Genomic DNA, 21,253 nt, shown 5'->3' with positions numbered 1-21,253 from the left:
TAAGAGCATGTTATGAGTTCATATGCTGTGTGTGCGCACTTACGTCAATCCCAAGGCCAGCCGCAATTCGGGCACCATAGCCCGCATCGGCACGGAAGAAGTTGCACAATGCGCGCATTTGAACCTCAGGTCTAACCTGCTTGAGGTCGTTCACCAAGTTCGCAATCAATCGCGATTGCTCCTCTGGGGTTAAGCTGCGATACTTATCGCCAGCCTGCCCGAAGTCATTCGTCTTGCTAATTGTACGCCGCATCGTCGTGCCGTCGAGGAGCATTTCGCTCTCTGCGTATTGCCCTCCAGCTTCAACATATGCGCCGGGATGGCTGTTCGGTTCATAGTTAATTGGAGACGGATCCTGATTCACATTCATGGCTCCATCGCGCTGATGGTTCCGCACTTGGGCAAACGGGCAATTGACTGGTATTTGCAAATAGTTTGTCCCTAGACGGTGGCGCTGTGTATCCGGATAAGAGAACAAGCGGCCTTGCAGCAGCTTATCTTCCGATGGCTCAATGCCAGGTACCAGTACGCTTGGCGAGAAGGCAGACTGTTCTACACTTGCGAAGAAGTTCGCTGGGTTCTCGTTCAATGTCATCCGCCCTACCTTCATCATCGGCACGAGCTCTTCCGGCCATACCTTCGTAGGATCAAGCGGATCGAAATCAAAATCATCCCCTTGCGATGGTTCAATCATTTGCACATACAAGTCCCATTCAGGGAAGTCTTCTGCTTCGATCGAATCATACAGATCACGAGTAGCGTGGTTGAAATCCTTCGCTTGAATTTGCTCCGCTTCTTCTGCAGTCAGGCTACGTACACCTTGAAGTGATTTCCATGTATATTTCACATAGACAACCTTGCCTTCCTCATTCACCCATTTGAAGGCGTGTACGCTAAATCCGTCCATTTCTCGATAATTCGCCGGGATACCCAGGTCTGAGAATAACCATGTCAACATATTGGTCGATTCAGGAGACAGCGACATGAAGTCCCAGTAATGATCTGGTGTTTGGATATTCGTATGTGGAGCCGGCTTCAGGGAGTGCACCATATCCGGGAACTTAATCGCATCCCGAATAAAGAACACAGGCAGGTTATTGCCTACTAAGTCATAATTGCCTTCGGTTGTATAGAACTTCACAGCGAATCCGCGTGGATCGCGAAGCGTCTCAGGAGATGTCCCTCCATGGATGACCGTAGAGAAACGCACGAATACCTTCGTCTCAATGGAAGGATCCTGCAAGAAGGCTGCCTTTGTATATTTAGACATGCTTTGATACGGACGAAACACACCGAACGCCCCTGCACCGCGAGCATGGACGACACGCTCAGGAATACGTTCTCGATCGAAATGCGCAAGCTTCTCAATGAGATGGTAATCCTCCAACAACACTGGACCGTGCTGTCCAGCTGTTTTCGAGTTTTGATTATCAGCTACTGGGGCGCCTTGATTTGTTGTCAGTTTCGTCGGGTTACTCAATAATATCGCCTCCGCATGTTTTTATTTTATGTTTTAAATAATAATTATTATTATTAAGTGTGTTATTAATTTAGCACACCGAGATGCATTTATCAATAATAATTATAATCTAATATTTAATTTAGATAAAATAACAGAATAATCGTGAGTACCGGCACATGATATGCGGCCAAGGATTAAATAGTGAATGAGAGGATAATACTGATGCTGGATATCGCGAGAGAACTGAAACTTGGTGATAGAAGCCATCCTGTGCTGCTTCTTTGGCGGGAATTAGAATAAAGTCGCGGGTGCTAGAACTAGTAGCTAAGCTGAAATGAAAATACACCTTACCTCCCATTCTAGCTCTGAACTGCTATTAGGAGATAAGATGCATCGTATTAAGCAGATTATTGTTGCTCGGCTGTTCTTGGGTACGAACGCGAATGATGGATCAGCTCTGCATAATACCCATTCTGTGCAATAAGGGACTCGTTCGTCCCTTCCTCTGCAACGCGGCCATGCCGCATGACAATAATGCGATCTGCATGCTGAATCGTCGATAAACGGTGAGCAATCACGAGCGTCGTTCTACCCTCTGAGACCACTTCAAGCGCTTGCTGGATGAGCTGTTCGGTATGAGAATCCAAATGTGCCGTTGCCTCATCCAAGATGAGAATGCGGGGCTGGAACACGAGAATCCGAGCAAAAGAAATCAGCTGCCGCTCCCCTGCCGATAGACCGCTCCCGCGATCAGACAGCCTTGTATCATAGCCATGCTTCAAGCGCTTGATCAGGCCGTGCGCCCCAACCGACTTGCAGGCCCAGATCACTTCCTCCCGCGATACGTTATCCTGGAATAAGCGGACATTATCAAGAATGGATCCCGAATACAGAAATGGATCCTGCTGCACTAGTCCGACAATCTGATGCAGCGTATGCTGCGGCAGTCGGCGGATATCAACCCCATCAATCTCAATACTTCCCCGCTTGACGTCATAGAAACGCGCGAGCAGGTTCACAAGTGAGCTCTTGCCAGCTCCCGTCGTGCCTACGATACCTATGAACTCACCTGGCTTAATGTGCAAATCCAGATCATGCAGCACGTCGCGATCATCAACATAAGCAAAGCGAATATGATTGAAGTCGACTTGGCCCTGCACTTCAGAGGCAACTACATTATGCTCCTGCTCTGGTTTCGGATCCTGTACTTCAGGTTGAATGCGGAAGATGCGCCACAAGCGATCCATAGATACGATTGTGGATTGGAGCGTGTTCCATTGCTGGGTAATATGGTTGATCGGCTGGAAAAACTGCCGAATGTAATTGATAAAGGCATACAGAACTCCGAACGCCAATGACGTATCCAATACGGCCATGCCGCCAAGCCACACAATGAATGCGACCGACACATTGCCGAGCACATCGAACGAGCGGTTGAACATGATGCTCGTGCGCACCTCGCGCAGATTCTCTTGCAAATACTTCCGATTCTGCGCCGTGAAGCGCTCTGTCTGCTCCTTCTCCTGATGGAACACCTGGATGAGGCCCATACCCGACAGATTCTCCGCCAAAAATCCGATAAGCCTTGACAGCTCACCCCGTGCGCGTTGATAAGCAGATCGCAGCGCCTTCCGGAAAGCTACCGCAATCGCCAAAATAATTGGGAACAAGATAAGGCAGAACATCGCAAGCTTCGCATCGAGCGAAAACATAAACACCACGATCAAGAGAAGCGACATGCCGTCCCTTACTACGCTTAACAGCACTTGAGTAAAGAACTGGTTGATCGTCTCGGTGTCACTGGACACATTCGTTACGAGGCTGCCCATCGAATGGCGATCGAAGAATGACATCGATTGCTTTGATATATGTGTGAACAGATCCTTCCGCAACTGGCCGACAATGCCCTGCCCCACCTTCTGAAGCAGGTTCGCCTGAATATAGGTGAACAGCAAGCTAAGCAGCGCGAGAAGCAAATAGCTGCCGCCAATCAGAAATAATGTGCCCACACCGTGCTTCCCGGCCAAGACATGATCGTCAATCGCGATCTTCACGAGATAAGGTTGCAGCAAATCCGCTCCAATTGCAAGGAATGTACATAAAAATATGGCGAGAAACGTCAAGCGATACGGCTTCGCATAAGCGAACATAGCGCGAAACGATTGCCTGCGCTCTTTGGGAGAAGCCCCTGCCATGCGTGAGCCTATCTCCTTGGACTGTGCAGGATGATGATTGTTCCTGCCCTTTACGTTCGCTGTCGGTTCAGGCATTTCTCTTCCCCTCCTCTTGAATCGTATAGAGCGAGGCATAATAGCCGCCTGATTGGATCAGTTCTTCATGTGCTCCACGTTCCACAATGCTGCCATGATCAAGGACAATAATTTCATCAGCGTGGCGTACAGCGCTTATCCGGTGTGCGATAATGATGTTCGTCTTGCCCTTTCGAACTTCCCGGAGATTGTTCAATATCGTCGTCTCTGTTACAACATCAACCGCACTTACACTATCATCCAAAATGAGAATGGGCGCGTTCTTAATCATTCCCCGTGCCAAGCTCGTTCGTTGACGCTGGCCGCCAGACAAGGTAAGGCCGCGCTCTCCCAGCTTCGTAAAGAACTGATCGGGAAACCCCATAATATTGTCCCATACGTCCGCTTGCTTCGCCGCCTCCTCAACCGCTTCGTCTTCAGCATTTCGGTTATAGAATGCAATATTATCTCGAATAGTCGTGCTGAATAGGAATCCATCCTGCGGCACATACCCAATTTGGGTACGCAGGCTCTCTAGCGTAACTTCACAGATGTCTTGGCCTCCGATCCGAATTGTCCCCTTCGGAGGATCGTAGACGCGAAGCAGCAGCTTCACTAGTGTCGACTTGCCGCTGCCCGTCTTGCCAACAATGCCGAGCGTCTTGCCTGCTGATATCTGAATATTCACATCAGCTAATGATTCTCTACTTTCCTCTGGATAGGCAAATGTCAGGTTCCTGATCTCGATCACAGCATCGTCCGCCGAGATTGGCTGAGCACCCGCATATTCACGGATGTCCGGCTCTTCATTCAACAGCCGGTTCAAGCGATCAAGAGAAGCTCGTGAGCGGAGCATCACATTGATGACATTGCCGATTTGCTGCAGGGGTGTCATAATCATGCGCAAATACAGGGTTAACATAACGAAGCTTCCAAGGGATAATTGTCCCTGCATCGACAGCACACCCCCATACGTTATTGCGATAACGAGGGAAAGTGAGCCAGCGAACGGAATGAGCGCTTGGAAGAGAGATGTCATCCGCACAAGCCCTAATTGATTGCTGCAAATCTGATCCACTGTTGCGCCGAAGCGTTCTTCTGCCACATGCTCAACTGCGAATGTCTTCGTCACCTTCATGCCACCGAATTGCTCTTCTGCGGACTCCGTCATCGCCGCAAGGGAATCCTGCACCGCACGAGAACGAGTGCGAATGCGCGGGCCGAAATAAATGACAAACAGCGGAATCGTAAGCAGTGGAAGCACGCACACGAATACCAAATATAGCGGAATGCCACTTACCCCCATCATAATGATGACCGACAGGAGCAGGATCGTCGCATTCGTCGTCTGGTTCACGCCGTTGGCAATCGTTTCTCGAACCGAGGTAACATCATTCATGAAATAGCTGAGCAGCTTGCCTACACCATGATTCGAATAATAGTGCTCACTTAATCTTGTAAATTGAGTAAACAGCTTCTGTCTCATGTTGAATTCAAACTTACGTCCTAGGCGATGATTCAAATATTGTCCAATTCCAAACAAGGAGCCATATCCGATAGCAACTCCAAGCAGCCATAAGCTGTAATGAATCACGGACCCCTTCGTCAGCCCCCGCATCTGCAGCTCATCAGTGAATCGCCCTAGCAAGGTGGGGAAAAAGGAGTAAATGATATTGGCTAACGCCATGCAGCCTACAGCTGTCACATAGAGCGGCAGATGAGCACGGACATGACTAAACAACAATGTCTTTCCCTTCATGAATAGCATCACATCCCGTCTCATATTCGTTTAACCAGCACTGGGCCATGTCGGCATCGACTGACTCTTCATCAGCCGCATGTGGGCCCGCCTGTCTACGGCACTCCTGTACCTTGATATGCACTTCATTTCTACATCGCACTGTGTATATCCGTACATAAATAGTAATTGAAATACCTGCCATTAACAAACCATATTTTTACATACATAACACCTATGCTTCCTCACTCTTCTTTACAAACTGAGAACACACCTATCCCCACACACAAATGAAGTGCCTAGCCAGCACAAATAAGCCGTACTGTTCCAAGATTGGGTACGGAAATGCAATTCGTTTAAGGAAATGCGTCAAAAATTATGCAAAGCAAAATGTGATCTCAATCAAATCGTCCCGTATTGTTCTTTGCTTTCATCTAAGCATGCATTGACTTATTGATAATGGATCTCAATGACAAAGGAGACTTACGATGAGCGAACTTATTAATAATCGCGAAAAAAAGATGTCGAGGATTTCTGGATCCCGTTCAAGGATAAGTTCGTCTATTTTCGCTATTTCGCTGTTCGGGATGAGTCGGGGCAATATATGGGGACGTTAGAATTTACGCAAAATGTAAGCGAGATTCGAGCACTAGAGGGACAGAAGCGAATCATGTCCTAGAGCGTCTCCTGATCTACATCATCGGCCTCTCTGGTCCGCGGCCTGCTTTACGTGAATTGTGCCGCAGGCCGCTGCCGCTGGGCCGAATTCATTACATCTAACCACTGCCCCTTTGAGCCGCTTGCCATAGGATTAAGGATCGGTTCGAAGGGGCAGCAAGCAATATCTGCAACTAGCGCTTAACAGCAGTCATCCAGCGCATTGAGACGTTCCAGCACTGCCCGCTTGCGGTATAGCATCTGCGCTGTCTCTGCCATGTCATGAATCATAGAGCGGTTCATGAACGAACCGAATATCATGCCGATAACCGGCACGGATTGGAATAGCTTCTTCCAGCCAAAATTATCGGTAAAGGACACCATCGTCTCCCGCCATCCCTGTACTTCAGACACCGAGTCTCGAAGTCTATTCGGGTTGTCGTAGTCGCCAATGTCTTGCAGCACCGCCTGCTTGCCTACAATATCGGACATCGTGAACTGCATACACTTCACAATAAAGAGCCGCTCTCTTGGATCATCCGGATCAAATCCGTAGCAGATCGCCGTCTCCTGAAGCACCTTAAGCGCGATGCCAAGAACCGCAGGTATATCCACCGCTAACGTAAATATGCCGCCAAATCCCGTCGTTGCCCCTTGAGCAAATGCTACCTTCTTATTGGATTCCCGTACCGAATCCGCAACTGTGTTGCTCAGAGCTAGAGGCATCTGCTTCACAGCCAGCAGATCCAGTGGATTCCCCTGCGCAGTAGAGGCCGCCAGGGAAACAGGATCTTCTTCTGCCCACTTTGCACGAAGCTTCATTAGTATGCTTTTCTTCTGGACGAGGTAGCTTCCTCCTGTATGGAGATAGCCTCCCAACTCATCTAGCAATTCAGCAATCTTATTCTGTATCCCCTTGGGAGTGAAGCGATCCAGCAGCGCGAATGGCAGCCGTCCTATCTTCTCGAATACGGATAAGTCCTTCTGCTCGCGTTCCCATTCCTCTATCGCTTGCAGCATCTGTTGAAGCACGTGTCTCGATTCTCCCATTCCTCTTGATCTCTCCGTCTCCGCATTAGATTAAACTATGTATTTCTATACCAATACGGAATGGCTTCATGTAGGTTGCGTCCCTTTTCCCGGATTGAGATCCCGTTCCCTGAGAGCTCAAGGAGAGCGCTGAAGAAGAAACGAAATGAGCATAGCAAGATGTGACTTCTGAAGACCAGATAGACTTCTGCCTATAGTCAGCAATGTTCTTGTCGATTTATCCAATCTTCCTCTATACTGATGGTAACTGTTTTCAACTTCCTAGCTTCCACTTCCTATTCAAGATATCCTATCAACATCTGCATCTTCTGTGTCAGTTCCGCACTCACACCTAGCTCTTATGCATTCATGCTGCTACCATCCTACTCACAAACGCTGCACATGCCTGCCAGTTTTCTCATCTTGTCCGAACATCATACATATCAGAGTTGCAACATCAATCACATAGGAAGAAGGGATACTATGCATTGGTATGAACCGTTCCGCTCCGAGATTGAACAGGTCTTTCAAGATGCCGAGTGTATCATCGAGGCATTCCCAGCCCCGCTGAATGACGCAGGATTGCGCTATATAGAGAAATTCAATCCCAGTAACGATCGAAGCACAAATAATTATATATGCTACTGCCTCCCTTATTGGATGCAGGACATGACTGGACTCTCGACAGCGCATTGCCGCCGCCTGGCGCTTGCAAGCATATTCGGCATGCTCTATTACTTTATCCAAGATGATGTCATGGATAATGATTGCGATAACAAGGCCGAGCAGCTTGCCTTGGGTAATCTATGCTATATCGAATTGCTCGACATCTATAGACAGATGTTCCCTCCCCAGTCCCCGTTATGGGACAGCTTCAGGCAGTACACATGGGAGTGGGTTCATGGCGTCACTAGCGAGCGTGAGCAGGATGTATTTATGACGGATCGCCTCAAGGTCGCTCACAAGTCAGCCCTCGTCAAGCTGTCTAGTAGCGGCGCGCTCTTCTTAACGGGTATGGAGGATAAGCTCCCGCATGTAAACGAGGCCGTTGATACTGTGCTTGTTTGTTTGCAGATGACCGATGACTGGGCAGATTGGCAGACAGATCTACAAGATGGAAGCTATAATTGTCTGCTGGCGTGGATTCGTTCTATTCAACAGATTCCGACAGATAAACCACTTACCGAGGAACTCGTTCGACATGCCATTACCGTATCCGACATCCTCGCTTCCTTTGGTCAAGAAGCTTTGAAACTTCAAGCCAAGCTGGATGCCATGCCGGAAGCGTCCCCTCAACTTGTAGAGTTTAACCATTCACTAGCAAACATTCTTGTCGAAGAAGCCGACCATATTCGACAGCAGCGTGAAGTGCTGATGATGGGCGGATTGTCGTATTGGTTGTCGAATTCGGTAACAAAGTAGTAGTTCAGAAAACAGGCAAAGTGTTACATTATCTGTGTAGTTCATTCCATATACGGAGGGGTGCACATGGTAACTACGGAGCAACTTTTCAAAAATCAAATCATTCACAAGGCCTGGGAAGATCCTTCATTTAAGGAGCGCTTGCTCAAAGATCCGAAGGCTGCCATTAAAGAAGTGCTAGGCATTTCGATTCCTGACCATGTTGAACTAACGACTCAGGAAGAAACAAAAGATCGCTTCGTCCTCGTCATACCTCCAAATCCAGCAGAGACACTCCCTGCAGAAGGCGTTCGCCGTTTCGTCTGGTAAATAATCTCCCTCTAAAAAGGGGCTTTCCCTCGTCAGGCTATGACTTGTGGAATGCCCCTTCTCACTATTGTATAATCGTCTAAGTACCACTATGAAGCGCAATAGGTGGCTGTTCCAGTGCAGAAGGAAAGCGCACTATCGCCTCTGTCCCTTTCCCCTTCTCACTGTGAAAATGGATGCTTCCCTGCATAACTTCAACGATGCGGAAGGTGACCATCAACCCTAGACCAGTTCCCTTCGTCTTATTCGAAAAATAAGGCTCGCCAAGGCGTGCTATCTCCTCCTGATCCATCCCTACACCATCATCCTGAACACAGATCATGATCCCCCCTCTTTCTTCATACCCTGCTATTCGGATCATACCGCCATCCTGCAGTGCTTCGATGCTATTCTTGATCAGATTGATAAATACTTGCTTGAACTTGGATGAGTTGCCGTAAATCAATAAATTTGACTCTACTTCCAATTCGATAACACCACCCTGCATATTTGCAAGCGGCATAAGTATCCCCTCAATCTGCCTAAGCTCCTCCCCAACATTAAGAATCACGACATCCTCGAGCTCTGGCTTCGCAAAAGTGAGGAAATCAGTAATAATTTCGGATGCGCGATCAAGCTCAGTTAATGCAAGCTTCACGTATTCCTTTTCTTTGTCATTCGAGTGATTCTTCATCAACTGAAGGAATCCTCTCGTTACCTGAAGCGGATTGCGCACCTCATGGGCTACAGAGGCTGCAAGTTCGCTGATGATGTGCATCTTTTCGGAATGCTGCAGCTTGCCGTTGTACATTTCAAGCTCCTTGGAATATTGAATAACCTGTTCATGTGTCGCAACGATTCTTCTGCCCATAATCATGATGAAGGCAATGATAAAGGCAATAACTCCCCATTTCCAAATGGTAAGTTCATACTGGCCAGAATGAAGCAGAAACCAAACTAATTCTCCTAATGTCACAATAGCAAAAACAGTAAAGCCAATTGCAAACAATATCGCGTCCACATTTTTTCGGATAGCGTATACGATAGAAAGCCCAGTCAGCAAGCACAATTGCCCGACAATTAGGACTGCATACACTTTGACGGTTATAAAGTAAAAAAAACCATAGAACTGATTATTAGATAGTATATTTATAAACAGGCACACAAGCATGAGTATAGAGTAAACAACTTGAAACTTCCTGATTTTCAATGTAATTGAGAATGGTCCGGGCCCAGTAATTTGCTCGAAATAATAAGTTAGTGCTGGGGAAAGGGCTTGCATGGCGATGTCAAATAAGATGACAGTCAGTTTCCCATATTCGCCGAAATAAGTATGAATAAACTTAGAGTTCGTAATCATGATAATACCAACAGCCATGATTACGATATTAAGAGATAACCAACTGGGCACGTCAATATTACGAAGGGAAAAGACGCAAATAAGCATTACAATGGAGATAAACACCAATGAACTACCTAGTAAAATATCTATGAGCCCTTGATTCGCATAATCTTGAATGATTTCTTGGTAATTGCCGATGATGATTGATTTCTGGATTCCAATTCGTTCTACCGTTGTAGCCGTATGGATATATACATGTTGACTATTAGAGGATGGTCTGATCGGCACAAGAATTTGATATACGTCAGATCCATAATCACGTGCAGAGTGGTACAGCTTTCTACCTTCATCCGAGTATACATCTACTTCAAATCCATATAACATACTTATGTATAACCCGGGTTGATCCCAATGCACAGGCGGGAGAGAAATTCGATACCATGCAGATTGGCTTCCTTGTGGCTTTAGAGGGACGCTTGATTGAAGATCAATTGTCTCCCATCCCTCTGTTCTCCTTACAATGTCCTTCCATGCACTTTGCTGCTTTTCCCATATTACATCCCATTGGGTAATCGTTATTTTAGTGGGTTCTGGTTGTGTGGATAATAGAGAAGGCGATGTTATAGCTCCAATAACCAATATAATGAGGCCTATGAAAATACCTCGCGTGAACCAGTTTTTAAATCCCATTTCACACCCCTGTATGTATTCAAGGATCATTCCATATCCGATATGGGCAATACTTCAACAAAAATATGTAAAATCCTGCTTAGAATCTGGAAATTGAACCATTTCTAATATGCGTCTCCATAAAATATAATAATCTTCATGGATCTTGTTGAAAATCCCTGTTCATGCTACTTCTGTGTCGATCTATGGATGGGAAAAGACATAGAGAAAGTATATACAAACAATAGTGAGATGACTGTCGAAAAAAGAATGTCGAAATGTATTTTTTCGTGGTGTCCCCTCGTAATATTTGCATCATTGCAAACAGGTAGATTTCCTTGTTACGATAACTACTGGGATAGATGAACGATATCGTATGAAATCTACAAAGGAGTATCCTATGACAACTTATATAGAAGAACAGTACGACGGCAACGACTTTAGCTATGTCAATTGGAGCGAGTCTGAGCTGCGCAATTGCACGTTTACCTCCTGCCGCTTCCGAGGTGCACAACTGGATGGAGCAGTGACAACAAGCTGTCAATTTATTGACTGTGATTTCACCGGAGCCGTGCTCAATGGCTCTACACACACGCACAGTGCATTTACGAATTGCCGGTTCACAGGAGTTAATTTATTCGCGGCCAAATTTGCAGAATGCAAAATGGTAGGGACGGATTTCACCACTGTATTATGGGATGGCATAACGATTATCGGAGGAGATTGGTCGTATACGAATATGCGCCATGCGAACTTAACGAGGCAGAACTTGCGTGGTGTTCGCTTCATGGAGGCAGACCTGACTGAAAGCAAGCTGGAGAAGGCTGACCTACGGGATGCCGATCTAACCCGTACAAATCTCACCAAAACCAAATTGGCTGGTGCAGATTTGCGAGGAGCTGAGATGAACGGAGTGAACTTCAAAGCACTGGAACTTACCAAAGTCCGAATTGATATGATTCAAGCCGTTGCATTTGCTAGAGCATACGGAGCCAAGGTAGATTGATTCGTAGATAGAGTAACAGCCGCAGTCTGCTAATATAGCAATTTTGCGGCTGTTTTTCAGTACTTCTTTTATTTAAAAATGAGCAGCGCATTGCTAATGTTCCGCCCAGGGTATGTCATATATCTTCCATTGTAATAAAGGCCGCTTGATGCTCCGCCATCCAAATTCATCGCCTGATAAGCGCCAGCCTGCTTCATCACTTTAGCAAGCTCTGGAATCGTAGCGCTGGATGTAGTCAAGATCATTAGCTTGTAGTCCTTGGTTATACCAACCGCACTGCGTATGCTGCTGTGCTTCAATATTTTCGGATCTTTAAAGCCTTCGCCCTTCAGATTAACGGTAATCTTGCCGTCTGTAATAAGACGCGGCCCTACCTGCAAAGCTCCGTACACATCCCCTTCTTGGAATCGATCTATGAATGATGGCCCCGGGATCATCTCTACTTGATTATCTTTCGTGAACAGAAGCACACTTCGTTTATCGCCAGAGCCGTTATGTATCATTTTTCCGTTTCTAACTACATAGCCATACGGGACTTTCACCTTCGAATTGGAATAAGCATCAAAGTAGCCCCCATTTATCGCAGCGATTGCATAATTACGCTTTGCCATATGCTTGAGGTTATCGACCGAGCCCTCTCCTCCGTAACCCACTCCTACGCCGAGACGTATATGAGGATGCAGCAGATTTATGGTCAGCATCGTGGTCGTCACCCGCTTGTTCCCGACCTTGAATGCTCGCCAGCTCTTCTCAATTGACGATGTTTGGTTGATCCGCTGCTTCGAGACAATAGGCAAGCGAACATGACTGTCCCCATTCCAAAAATGGACAAGCGATCCGTTCTTGTCCCATTCCATAGACAGGTTCATTGCTTCGCTGACGAACCGAACTGGAACATAAGTCGTCCCCCCTGCTCGGAATGGGGCTGCTTCCAACTCCGTATTCATTCCGTTGACATATGCCTGCGTTGTACCTAATGTCATCTCCAGATAATTATCGTCGCTTACCACCTCTATGCGCTTACTTGTAGGCTCCCATGTCACTTGATAGTGCAGCTTATCGCTCAAATAGCGTATCGGGACGTAAGTACGGTACGCCTTCGTATCCATAACCCCATATGAGCTTGCATCTGCGTGAGCTTGCCCATGTGGTGTAATGAATGTAAAAGTTAAGGCTATCCCTAGAACTGCTGTCATTATTTTTTTCAATTTCTGCACTCTCCCAGGCGAAAAAATCCAATTTCAGGAATATAGTATCATATCATCCTTTTGAGGACGATGTCTTTTTTCGACAATAATGTCAATTAGCCGACGTAATCCGATCATTCTGACGATTAATGTCATTGTCACAGAGAAGAGGAGCGCAACGTTAACGCTCCCGAATCCCCGGCACCATCTATCCAGCAGCTATTCTTCTCGATAAACAACTTCAGCATCGAACAACGTACTGCCATCCGAAGCTTGTCCACGAATAAAGCAGCGGCGATCATCTGCATGCATCGCTTCACCAGTAGAACGGTATACATCTACTTGATCCCCGAGAATGATTTCCTTATGGTACGTAATTCGGAAGCGCGACACACCTCGTTCCAACTCCTCTAGCGTCATCGCATCCAAGCATATATCAGCAAATCTGGCATTATTCAAATGGCCGTTCATATCAATACTGCTCTGTCTTACGTGGAGGGTATAAGCAAGGCGAAGAGTGGATTCTTCTGGTATGGCAACCTTCTCAGGCATCTCCCCCACAGAATCCTCATTATTGACAGGAACATTATAAGGAAATGCGGATGCCCGAAGAATACGCCGCTTATTCAGATCAACAAGTGCCCATGTCGTGCGGGATTGAGCAATTTGCTGATGCTCTGCATCGTAGACCACATAATCACGCAGCCATTGAACGCCTCTCGCTCCCTTATGCCATGTATCCAACTGAAGTACATCTCCGTACTTCGGCATTCTCATCAGTTCCAAATCCACGGTCAACAGCATCCAAGCCATGCCGCTGCCTACCAATTCGTCCATGGATACATCATGCGATGCAAGATGGGAATCACCTGCCCGCTGCATCCACTCCATTAATGTCGACAAGCGACAATCGCGCTTGTAATCACAGTTATCAGATGATACTTCATGTTGCTCACTCCAACGATTTGAGACCACTTCTAATCAACTCCTTCTGAACAATCATCTGCCTGCTTTTGAGTCCATCTATCTGCATCAGTCATTCCATGCCCAACAATATCATAACCGATATTGATCTGCTAAACCGCTGCTTCCACTGCGGAAACCTGTTCACGATCCTGAGCTCACTTGGTAATCGTAAATGCTTCTATTCATAAACCATCCTATGATATGTTAGTATAAACATAAGATAAGAAGCAAGCATAGATTATCCCCTTTACACAATAAATCCCCTCTTTACAGAATTTGAGGAAGAAGATAATTTGAAGGAAGTAAATCGATATATAATTTTTCCGATGCGATAGACGGTGTGTGTGAAACGCTTGTCTTGTATCATAAAGGAGCGACCAACATGATGAAGGAAATGAAGGATGCCTCAGCAGTGGTTTCAACTGTCATTAGTGCAGCTGAAGCCGCCGAACAGCCAACAGAGGGCCGCATTCTAATTGTGACTTCTGTCGCAGCAGAGCGGGATGCCTTATTGCGCGGTCTTCAGCATCATCCTCAATATGACGTCATTCTCGGTGGCGTGGGTGTCGCAGCGGCCGCAGCCCGGACGGCTCGGAAGCTTGCAAATGAGGGTTCATCCAACTATCGGCTTGTCATCTGTGCCGGTATCGGCGGGGGATTTCCCGGACAAGCTGAGATTGGATCATTGGTCGTCGCAAGCGACATCATTGCCGCAGATTTAGGTGCGGAGACCCCAGAGGGGTTCTCCAGTCTAGACGAGCTTGGCTTCGGCTCTGCTCGCATTCCTGTCGATGCTGGGCTTGTCGCTCAAGTAGCGACAGCACTGCAAACAGCGAATCTGCCAGCACGTTCCGGCCCCGTGCTCACGGTTGCAACCGTGACAGGCACAGCTGCAACCGCAGCCCAAATGGCAGAACGTGTGCCTGGAGCAGCCGTTGAAGCCATGGAAGGCTATGGCGTAGCAACCGCGGCGCAGGATTTCGGTCTGCCCGTACTGGAGCTACGCGCGATATCGAATGCCGTCGGCCCGCGCAATCGTGCCGCTTGGCGGATTCAAGAAGCGCTGGATGCATTGGAAGCTGCCAGCGCAGTTTTAGTGGAGGTGCTGTAATCATGAAAATCGCCTATTCCCCATGTCCGAACGATACGTTTGTCTTCCATGCTTGGGCGCATGGACTTATACCGGGTGCCCCGGAGTTAGATGTAACATATGCAGATATTGATATCACGAACCACCTTGCAGCGAGCGGAAACGGGTTAGATGTGCTCAAGATTTCATTCGCAGCATTGCCTTGGGTACTGTCTGAGTATGCCCTGCTGCCATGTGGGGGAGCGCTTGGCCGTGGCTGCGGACCGCTTGTATTGACGAAGGAATCGGCTTCGACCCCAGCTGACCCATCCAGCTTGTCTGGCCGACGTGTCGCAGTGCCCAGTGAACGATCTACAGCCTATCTATTGTTCCGGTTGTGGGCTGCACAGAATGTGCCAGGCGGGGTCGGAGAGATTGTCGTCATGCCGTTCCATCAGATCATGCCGGCCGTTCGAGATGGCCACATTGATGCAGGGCTAGTTATTCATGAAGCTCGCTTCACATATCCGTCTTACGGTCTCACAATGCTTGCCGATCTGGGTAAGTGGTGGGAAGCGGATACCGGCCTGCCGATTCCACTCGGTGCCATAATCGCCCGCCGCACGCTTAATGTGAACGCAATCGCCGGCTGGGCACGCGCATCAGTCGAATATGCATGGGCACACCCGGAAGCATCGCGTGAATACGTCCTAGCTCATGCACAGGAGATGTCGCCTGAAGTAACGGATGCCCATATTAACCTGTACGTGAATGAATTTACTAGAAACTTAGGTGAAGACGGCTATGCTGCAGTCGAAGCACTGCTTGGCCGCGCAGCGAAGGAAGGTCTCGTGCCTGCTTTCGATTTAGCCGCACTTCGTCTGTAGTCTATAGTGTGATTCGCGAACGCTAGCTATATTATACCATTACGAAGTAGAGCGCCCGCAGATTACGCGGGCGCTCTCTTTGCTTCTTTCGCTGCCGACAGTGATAGACACTTGGCTGATATATCGCTAGGCGCCTACGGGAGACAGCAGATGAATAGGTTCAAGTTAGGAAGACAATCTGTCCCTTCTATACGCCCCCCTATTCAGTTGTCGACTCTTCGATCATATGCCCATTATGAAAGGATATGCTGTCCATTCGGCATGTCACCGCATACGATACAGCGAGTTTGCATATGCAAACGTTGGAAGCTTTTCATAGGCGGGTCGTGTATAATAGTTTATTGCTAAAGTAAGTAGGCAAATAGAAACGAGATTCTAGGAACAACACACTCCGAAGGAATCGCTCTCTTGCTGAAAACAACTACAGGAGTGAAAGTCCAATGGAAACATGGAAGAAAAATTTATGGATTCTATGGTTTGGTACATTCATCGTCTCATCAAGCTTCTCCATGGTCGTCCCATTCCTGCCGCTCTTCTTGATTCAAATTGGTGTAAAGGATCATATTGAGCTGTGGTCAGGGATTTTGTTCAGCAGCGTATTTTTCGCCGGCGCCATTTCTTCTCCGTTCTGGGGAGCGATTGGCGACAAGTATGGACGCAAGCCAATGATTATCCGGGCCGGAATTGTACTATTCGTAACTTATATTATGCTAGCCTTCGTTACGAATCAGTACCAGCTATTAACGATCCGTATATTGCAAGGCCTGCTGACAGGCTTCATCCCCGGATCGATTGCCCTTGTTGGCACCAGTACACCTGAAAAAAAGGTCGGCTATGCCTTGTCGATGATGGCAACCGCCACTGCAACCGGTACAATAATGGGGCCGCTCCTCGGCGGCATTTTATCGAAGCTGTTCGACAGCCGTCTGACGTTCGCATGTGCAGGCATCTTGTGTTTGATTGCAACATTGCTCGTCATCTTCTGGGTAAAAGAAGAAAACTTCGTTCCAACGAAGGACAGCAGTTCGATCGTCAATACCATTCGGATCGCATCCGTAAATCGTCCGTTCATGATCGTACTTCTGCTCTCCCTATTGACCCAATTCTCGGTCATGACGATAGAGCCTGTTCTGCCTCTCTACATTGTAGAGATCGGGCATTCCGCGAAGGACGCCTCATTAGTAGCTGGATTTGTGTTCTCGCTTGTTGGCGTTGCAAGTATTCTGTTCGCAGCAAGATGGGGTAAGCTTGCCGACCGCATCGGCTTCCAGAAGGTTCTTCTGATCGGCCTGCTCGCGGGCGGTATCGGTACGCTCGCTCAAATTCCGTTTCAAAATATATGGTGGTTCTCGATTATCCGCTTTACATATGGCATCTTCTTCTGCGCTGTGTTCCCAGCATTGAACGGACTCGTGGTGCGGACAACAGACAGTGATTTCCGTGGACGCGCCTTCAGCTTGAATCAGACCGCGAATCAATTTGGCGGAATGCTTGGCCCACTCGTTGGGGGAGCGATTAGTGGTGTGTTCTCCATCCACATGGTATTTTGGGTCACGGGTATATTGCTGCTTGCAACGATGGGGTTGGCGTTCTGGACGCAGCGTGGTGACCGCGTTCCAGTGAAGGCCGCAGGAACAAGCAAAGAGTTGTAATCATGTAATCCTCAGAAATTACAGGTTTACGTTGCGGAAGACTTATGAAGAGGTTACAATCATCGTTCTACAATAACAAGGGGCTGCATCGAACGTAATTTTTACATACGTCGGTGAGCCCCTTCTCTTTTTTATCGAGTGATCGTTGGAACATTACCGCTCTGAACATGTACCTGCCAAAGGATTGCTGACTACCTGCTGGTAATATCGCGTCAGCTGCTGAATATCCATAGGCATTCCGTCATGCAATCGGGAGCGTTCCGCAGCGAACGCCATCATGTGGCTCTGCACGGAGCCGCGCAGCACAGTCGATAGGTCGCTCCTATTGTGTGGCTGCGACGATACGAGACGGCAAAATTCATGCATCATGGCCGTACAGCCTTCGCGACCCTCATCATGGACATGCATCTCTTGTGAGGTATCATCAACAAAATCATATACTGTGAATGTCTGCTTTTCTAGGTTACCACGTATTTCCCCGCTCGTTCCTGATATTTGCACCATTCGCGAGCTGTCATGCGTGAAGGCGGACAAGGTAAAGGAAGCCGTCGCTCCGTTGCGAAATTCCATATTGACCACCTGATGATCGACGACATCATTGTCACATTGGAAGACACACCGCCCATAAGGCGTCTCGCGAATCACGTCCCGAATATGCTCATCTGTAGGATCCTTCGTGAAATGCAGCGCACGACGACGACCTTCTCCTAAGTAATATCTCAAATCTGCATAGCAGCATTCTTTAACGTGCGGACAGCCGTCTGTACAATAGAGCGGCGCATCTGCTGGCTTATTCTCCCGCTTGAAATGGAACAGCGAGCCGAAGGACGTCAGCCGCCTGCAATCCTGCTGCATAAGCCACAGAATAATATCTAAATCATGACATGACTTCGCTAAAATCATCGGACTGGACTCGCTCGTCTTACTCCAATGGCCACGTACATAACTATGGGCCATGTGAGCGAAGCCTATATTTTCACATAACTGAATATTCACGATCCTTCCGATGCTGCCTGCATCGATCACCTGCTTGATAGAGGACCAGAATGGTGTGTAGCGCAGCACATAGCATACAAGAACGATCCGGTTGCACCGTCTCGCAGCTGCCTCAATCTCGACGCATTCCTCAGGCGAAGGCGAGATCGGCTTCTCCAACAACACGTGATAGCCCTGCTCCAGTGCCATCATCGTCGCTTCGTAATGCATGCGATCCTGCGTGCAGATCATCACCGCATCCGCATAGCGTGCCCCTTGCAGTGCTTCCTTCCAATCCGAAAATACATATTCCGCCTGAATATGATGCTCGCGCGCGAACACTGCCCGCCTCTCCTCGTCCGGTTCGGCAACCGCGACAATTTCTAATTCCTCTGGGAATTGCAAAGCATGCTGTGCGTATACATCTGCTCCTCGCACTCCTGCTCCTAGCAAGATGGCCTTCACACTCATCTCTCCGGCACCCTCCATTAAGCAATCATCTCGTTGTGATTGGGATATTTTTCTTTGTCTATAATTCTATAATCTAAAGCATATATCCAATCGGAGCAATGCGTTTCCCCACTCTATTTATGAACATCGTATGTCATGAAGACATCCTGCTCTTCCCACTCTACGAAGAAGCTAAGCTTGCTATCCTTCTGCATAACGCCAAGTCAGATTTGTCTGTCTCCGCTCGATTCTCTGCCTGCTGGATTCTGTCTCTGTCGAACGTGATGATTTCAAAATTCGCATCGTATTGCGTCTCTCTGTCTTCTATAAATAGGAGCCCATACGGCGGTTGAAGTGGCGTCGTAGGCCCTCTCCCAATAGATTGAAGGTGAGCACCGTGAACAGAATAGCGAGCGCGGGATAAAATACGAAAGTGAACTTGCTTAAATAAATATCCGCGCGCGTCTCTGCAAGCAAGGACACCCAGTTGGTGCTTGTATTCACAAATTTCATGGTGAAGTAATCAACCTCGGCCCAATTGTGCGTCAAGAAAATACTCAACACACCTAATTGTCCAATAAGCAGCATGACCTTGCCCAAATCAATGCAAAAATTAATGACGATCTCCGGTACAAGCGACGGCATATAATAATTTCGAACCAGGCGCCATCCACTTAATCCAAGCGATTCTCCTGCTTCCACAAATAATTCGTGTGAGATATGGTTCGCCTGCTGCTGCACAATATGTGCCACGCGCCCCACCTCAAGCAAAGCGAGAATTGGGATTACCCATAGAATACGATTGCTCGAATATTGGATGAACGGCATACTCAGTAATAGAATAGCTGAGAAAATAACAGGCAGAAACGTGAATATCTGATTCAAGCTTGTTACCAGCCAATGAGCAACTCCCTTCTGCTTATACGCGAGCACGCCTAATGGCACTGCAATTATATAGCGCAGCAGAGCAATGAAGAAGACGATATAGACCGTCTCCTTGGTTCCTACCACGAGCTTGCTCAAGTTGTCGACGCCTTTCTTATCCGAGCCAATCCAGTTCAGATCCGAAGCTTTGTAGGGAGGTAGCATGAGCTTGCCCTGCTCTGACCATCTATGCTTTTCGGGTGTAAGCGACTTGTCTATGAACGGCAATTCTGGACCAAGGTACATCACAAATAAAACCAAGGCGAGCATTGCCCCACCGATCCATAGTGTGTAGTTTTTCAATGAGGACACTCCTTTATCTCGATGTCGGCGCAATGGAACGCTTGGCCAGCAAGGCAATCCACTGAACTAGCACCACCATAATCGTAAAACAGCAAGCAATCCCGATAATGACACCCGGCTCATAATTCACTCCCGATCCGAAGCTAGTATCATAATCAATCGCTTGGAATAAACGGTGAGCTGCACCAGGATAACTCATTAAGTATTCAACCATTAGTAAATTAGACAGGGTGTATCCGAACAAGGAAGGCAGGTGGGACAAAATCGTTCCCATACTGTTGCGGCCAACGTGCTTGAACAAAATCATTCGCTGCGCCACTCCCTTCGCTTTGGCAACCTGAATGTACATCTGTCCTTCCTGCGCCGCAATTGCAGCGCTCGTAATTCGTGCAATATACATAGCTGGATATACGGATACAAGTACAGATGGAATGAGGAAGGCATACCATTCTTTTTGCTCAAAGAAATGAATAAACGGCATGTATCGAATAACAAACCATTGAATGAGCAGCACGACCATGAAGTCAGGCACCGATTGAAACAACCAAGTCGTTCCGTTCCCGATCACATTCCACTTCGACTTGGACAGCTTATAGTCAGCAATCCCTTTCAACAAGCCCAATATAAAACTTAATAGAAAGCCAATCACAATAATAGTTAGGCTGTTCCCCATCACTGTCAGCACCTCAGAACCTACAGCTTCCCCGTAACGGGTTACGCCTAAGGTATTGTCAACAAAGATACCGCGTATAAATCCTGTGATGTTCTCGGCATACTGCGACCAGCTGAACTGATACTTCGCTGTCATCTTATAGCCTTCCATGCCGATGTCCAGCTTGCGTGGAAATAGGACAATGAGCATTATCATGATCAATGCAAAAAGGCTGAGGCATAGTGACTTCACCATATGCAGTACTAGATTCATAATTTCCTCCTGAGTGATTCTCTCGCGATCCATATGCTAGTGATACCATATCA

Annotated in this window: 16 protein-coding genes and 1 pseudogene; 7 read left to right on the top strand and 10 right to left on the bottom strand. The window is 47.6% G+C overall.

All coding sequences use genetic code 11. From position 1 onward, the window contains the following. Positions 1 to 10: 10 nt before the first annotated feature. The 3 genes from RQP50_RS24530 to RQP50_RS24520 form a co-directional block, all read right to left on the bottom strand. Positions 11 to 1,480 carry a catalase gene (locus RQP50_RS24530; protein ID WP_072730136.1) on the bottom strand — a complete coding sequence of 490 codons (1,470 nt, stop codon included), beginning with the start codon at positions 1,478 to 1,480 and terminating at the stop codon, positions 11 to 13. A gap of 389 nt (positions 1,481 to 1,869) precedes the next feature. Further along, complete coding sequence (locus tag RQP50_RS24525; protein ID WP_315747041.1) at positions 1,870 to 3,732, bottom strand: ABC transporter ATP-binding protein; 1,863 nt, start codon at positions 3,730 to 3,732, stop codon at positions 1,870 to 1,872. Next, positions 3,725 to 5,470 (bottom strand): ABC transporter ATP-binding protein, encoded by a 1,746-nt coding sequence (locus RQP50_RS24520; protein WP_315747040.1) that lies wholly within the window; start codon positions 5,468 to 5,470, stop codon positions 3,725 to 3,727. The genes RQP50_RS24525 and RQP50_RS24520 overlap by 8 nt, the downstream gene beginning before the upstream one ends. Before the next feature lie 493 nt (positions 5,471 to 5,963). On the opposite strand from RQP50_RS24520, the pseudogene RQP50_RS24515 reads away from it, so the two are divergent. Further along, a pseudogene (locus RQP50_RS24515) lies at positions 5,964 to 6,128 on the top strand (PAS domain-containing protein); the annotation flags it as partial. A gap of 179 nt (positions 6,129 to 6,307) precedes the next feature. On the opposite strand, the gene RQP50_RS24510 reads toward RQP50_RS24515, so the two are convergent. Beyond that, positions 6,308 to 7,156, bottom strand: coding sequence for an EcsC family protein (locus RQP50_RS24510; protein WP_315747039.1), 849 nt, complete (start codon positions 7,154 to 7,156; stop codon positions 6,308 to 6,310). A 462-nt stretch (positions 7,157 to 7,618) separates the two neighbouring features. Here RQP50_RS24510 and RQP50_RS24505 point away from each other — a divergent pair, with 462 nt between their 5' ends. Together RQP50_RS24505 and RQP50_RS24500 are read left to right on the top strand one after the other, a co-directional pair. Beyond that, positions 7,619 to 8,557, top strand: a complete 939-nt coding sequence (locus RQP50_RS24505) for a hypothetical protein (protein ID WP_315747038.1) — start codon at positions 7,619 to 7,621, stop codon at positions 8,555 to 8,557. Between the two features lie 66 nt (positions 8,558 to 8,623). Continuing rightward, positions 8,624 to 8,866: an NHLP leader peptide family RiPP precursor gene (locus RQP50_RS24500; RefSeq protein ID WP_021255329.1), complete on the top strand. Its 243-nt coding sequence runs from the start codon at positions 8,624 to 8,626 to the stop codon at positions 8,864 to 8,866. Positions 8,867 to 8,945: 79 nt separating this feature from the next. Here the strand turns inward: RQP50_RS24500 and RQP50_RS24495 are convergent, their stop codons facing one another. Next, the gene (locus RQP50_RS24495) at positions 8,946 to 10,571 is read right to left on the bottom strand and encodes an ATP-binding protein (protein ID WP_235075065.1); all 1,626 of its coding nucleotides are present in this window, start codon (positions 10,569 to 10,571) and stop codon (positions 8,946 to 8,948) included. Between the two features lie 685 nt (positions 10,572 to 11,256). Here RQP50_RS24495 and RQP50_RS24490 point away from each other — a divergent pair. Continuing rightward, the gene (locus tag RQP50_RS24490) at positions 11,257 to 11,862 is read left to right on the top strand and encodes a pentapeptide repeat-containing protein (RefSeq protein WP_072730133.1); all 606 of its coding nucleotides are present in this window, start codon (positions 11,257 to 11,259) and stop codon (positions 11,860 to 11,862) included. Positions 11,863 to 11,930: 68 nt separating this feature from the next. On the opposite strand, the gene RQP50_RS24485 is transcribed toward RQP50_RS24490, so the two are convergent. Continuing rightward, positions 11,931 to 13,079: a phosphodiester glycosidase family protein gene (locus RQP50_RS24485; RefSeq protein ID WP_251487517.1), complete on the bottom strand. Its 1,149-nt coding sequence runs from the start codon at positions 13,077 to 13,079 to the stop codon at positions 11,931 to 11,933. A gap of 189 nt (positions 13,080 to 13,268) precedes the next feature. After that, positions 13,269 to 14,024 carry an acyl-[acyl-carrier-protein] thioesterase gene (locus RQP50_RS24480; RefSeq protein WP_315747037.1) on the bottom strand — a complete coding sequence of 252 codons (756 nt, stop codon included), beginning with the start codon at positions 14,022 to 14,024 and terminating at the stop codon, positions 13,269 to 13,271. A gap of 376 nt (positions 14,025 to 14,400) precedes the next feature. On the opposite strand from RQP50_RS24480, the gene RQP50_RS24475 reads away from it, so the two are divergent. From RQP50_RS24475 to RQP50_RS24465, 3 genes are all read left to right on the top strand, one after another. Further along, a complete protein-coding gene (locus RQP50_RS24475; RefSeq protein ID WP_394358433.1) occupies positions 14,401 to 15,126 on the top strand; it encodes a futalosine hydrolase in 726 nt (241 codons plus the stop codon). Between the two features lie 2 nt (positions 15,127 to 15,128). Further along, positions 15,129 to 15,971: a 1,4-dihydroxy-6-naphthoate synthase gene (locus RQP50_RS24470; protein WP_072730132.1), complete on the top strand. Its 843-nt coding sequence runs from the start codon at positions 15,129 to 15,131 to the stop codon at positions 15,969 to 15,971. A gap of 440 nt (positions 15,972 to 16,411) precedes the next feature. Further along, positions 16,412 to 17,623, top strand: a complete 1,212-nt coding sequence (locus RQP50_RS24465) for an MFS transporter (protein WP_072730131.1) — start codon at positions 16,412 to 16,414, stop codon at positions 17,621 to 17,623. Positions 17,624 to 17,776: 153 nt separating this feature from the next. On the opposite strand, the gene RQP50_RS24460 is transcribed toward RQP50_RS24465, so the two are convergent. The 3 genes from RQP50_RS24460 to RQP50_RS24450 form a co-directional block, all read right to left on the bottom strand. Next, on the bottom strand, positions 17,777 to 19,069 hold the full coding sequence (locus RQP50_RS24460) for a Gfo/Idh/MocA family protein (protein WP_315747035.1): 1,293 nt from the start codon (positions 19,067 to 19,069) through the stop codon (positions 17,777 to 17,779). Positions 19,070 to 19,372: 303 nt separating this feature from the next. Beyond that, a complete protein-coding gene (locus tag RQP50_RS24455; protein WP_227774841.1) occupies positions 19,373 to 20,284 on the bottom strand; it encodes an ABC transporter permease in 912 nt (303 codons plus the stop codon). Positions 20,285 to 20,288: 4 nt separating this feature from the next. Then, a complete protein-coding gene (locus tag RQP50_RS24450; RefSeq protein WP_315747034.1) occupies positions 20,289 to 21,200 on the bottom strand; it encodes an ABC transporter permease in 912 nt (303 codons plus the stop codon). Positions 21,201 to 21,253 lie beyond the last annotated feature (53 nt).

The organism is Paenibacillus suaedae (assembly GCF_032337355.1).
GTDB lineage: Bacteria > Bacillota > Bacilli > Paenibacillales > Paenibacillaceae > Paenibacillus_B > Paenibacillus_B suaedae.
Note: the sequence above shows the minus strand (reverse complement) of the source record. Positions and strands in the feature narration are given on the sequence as shown.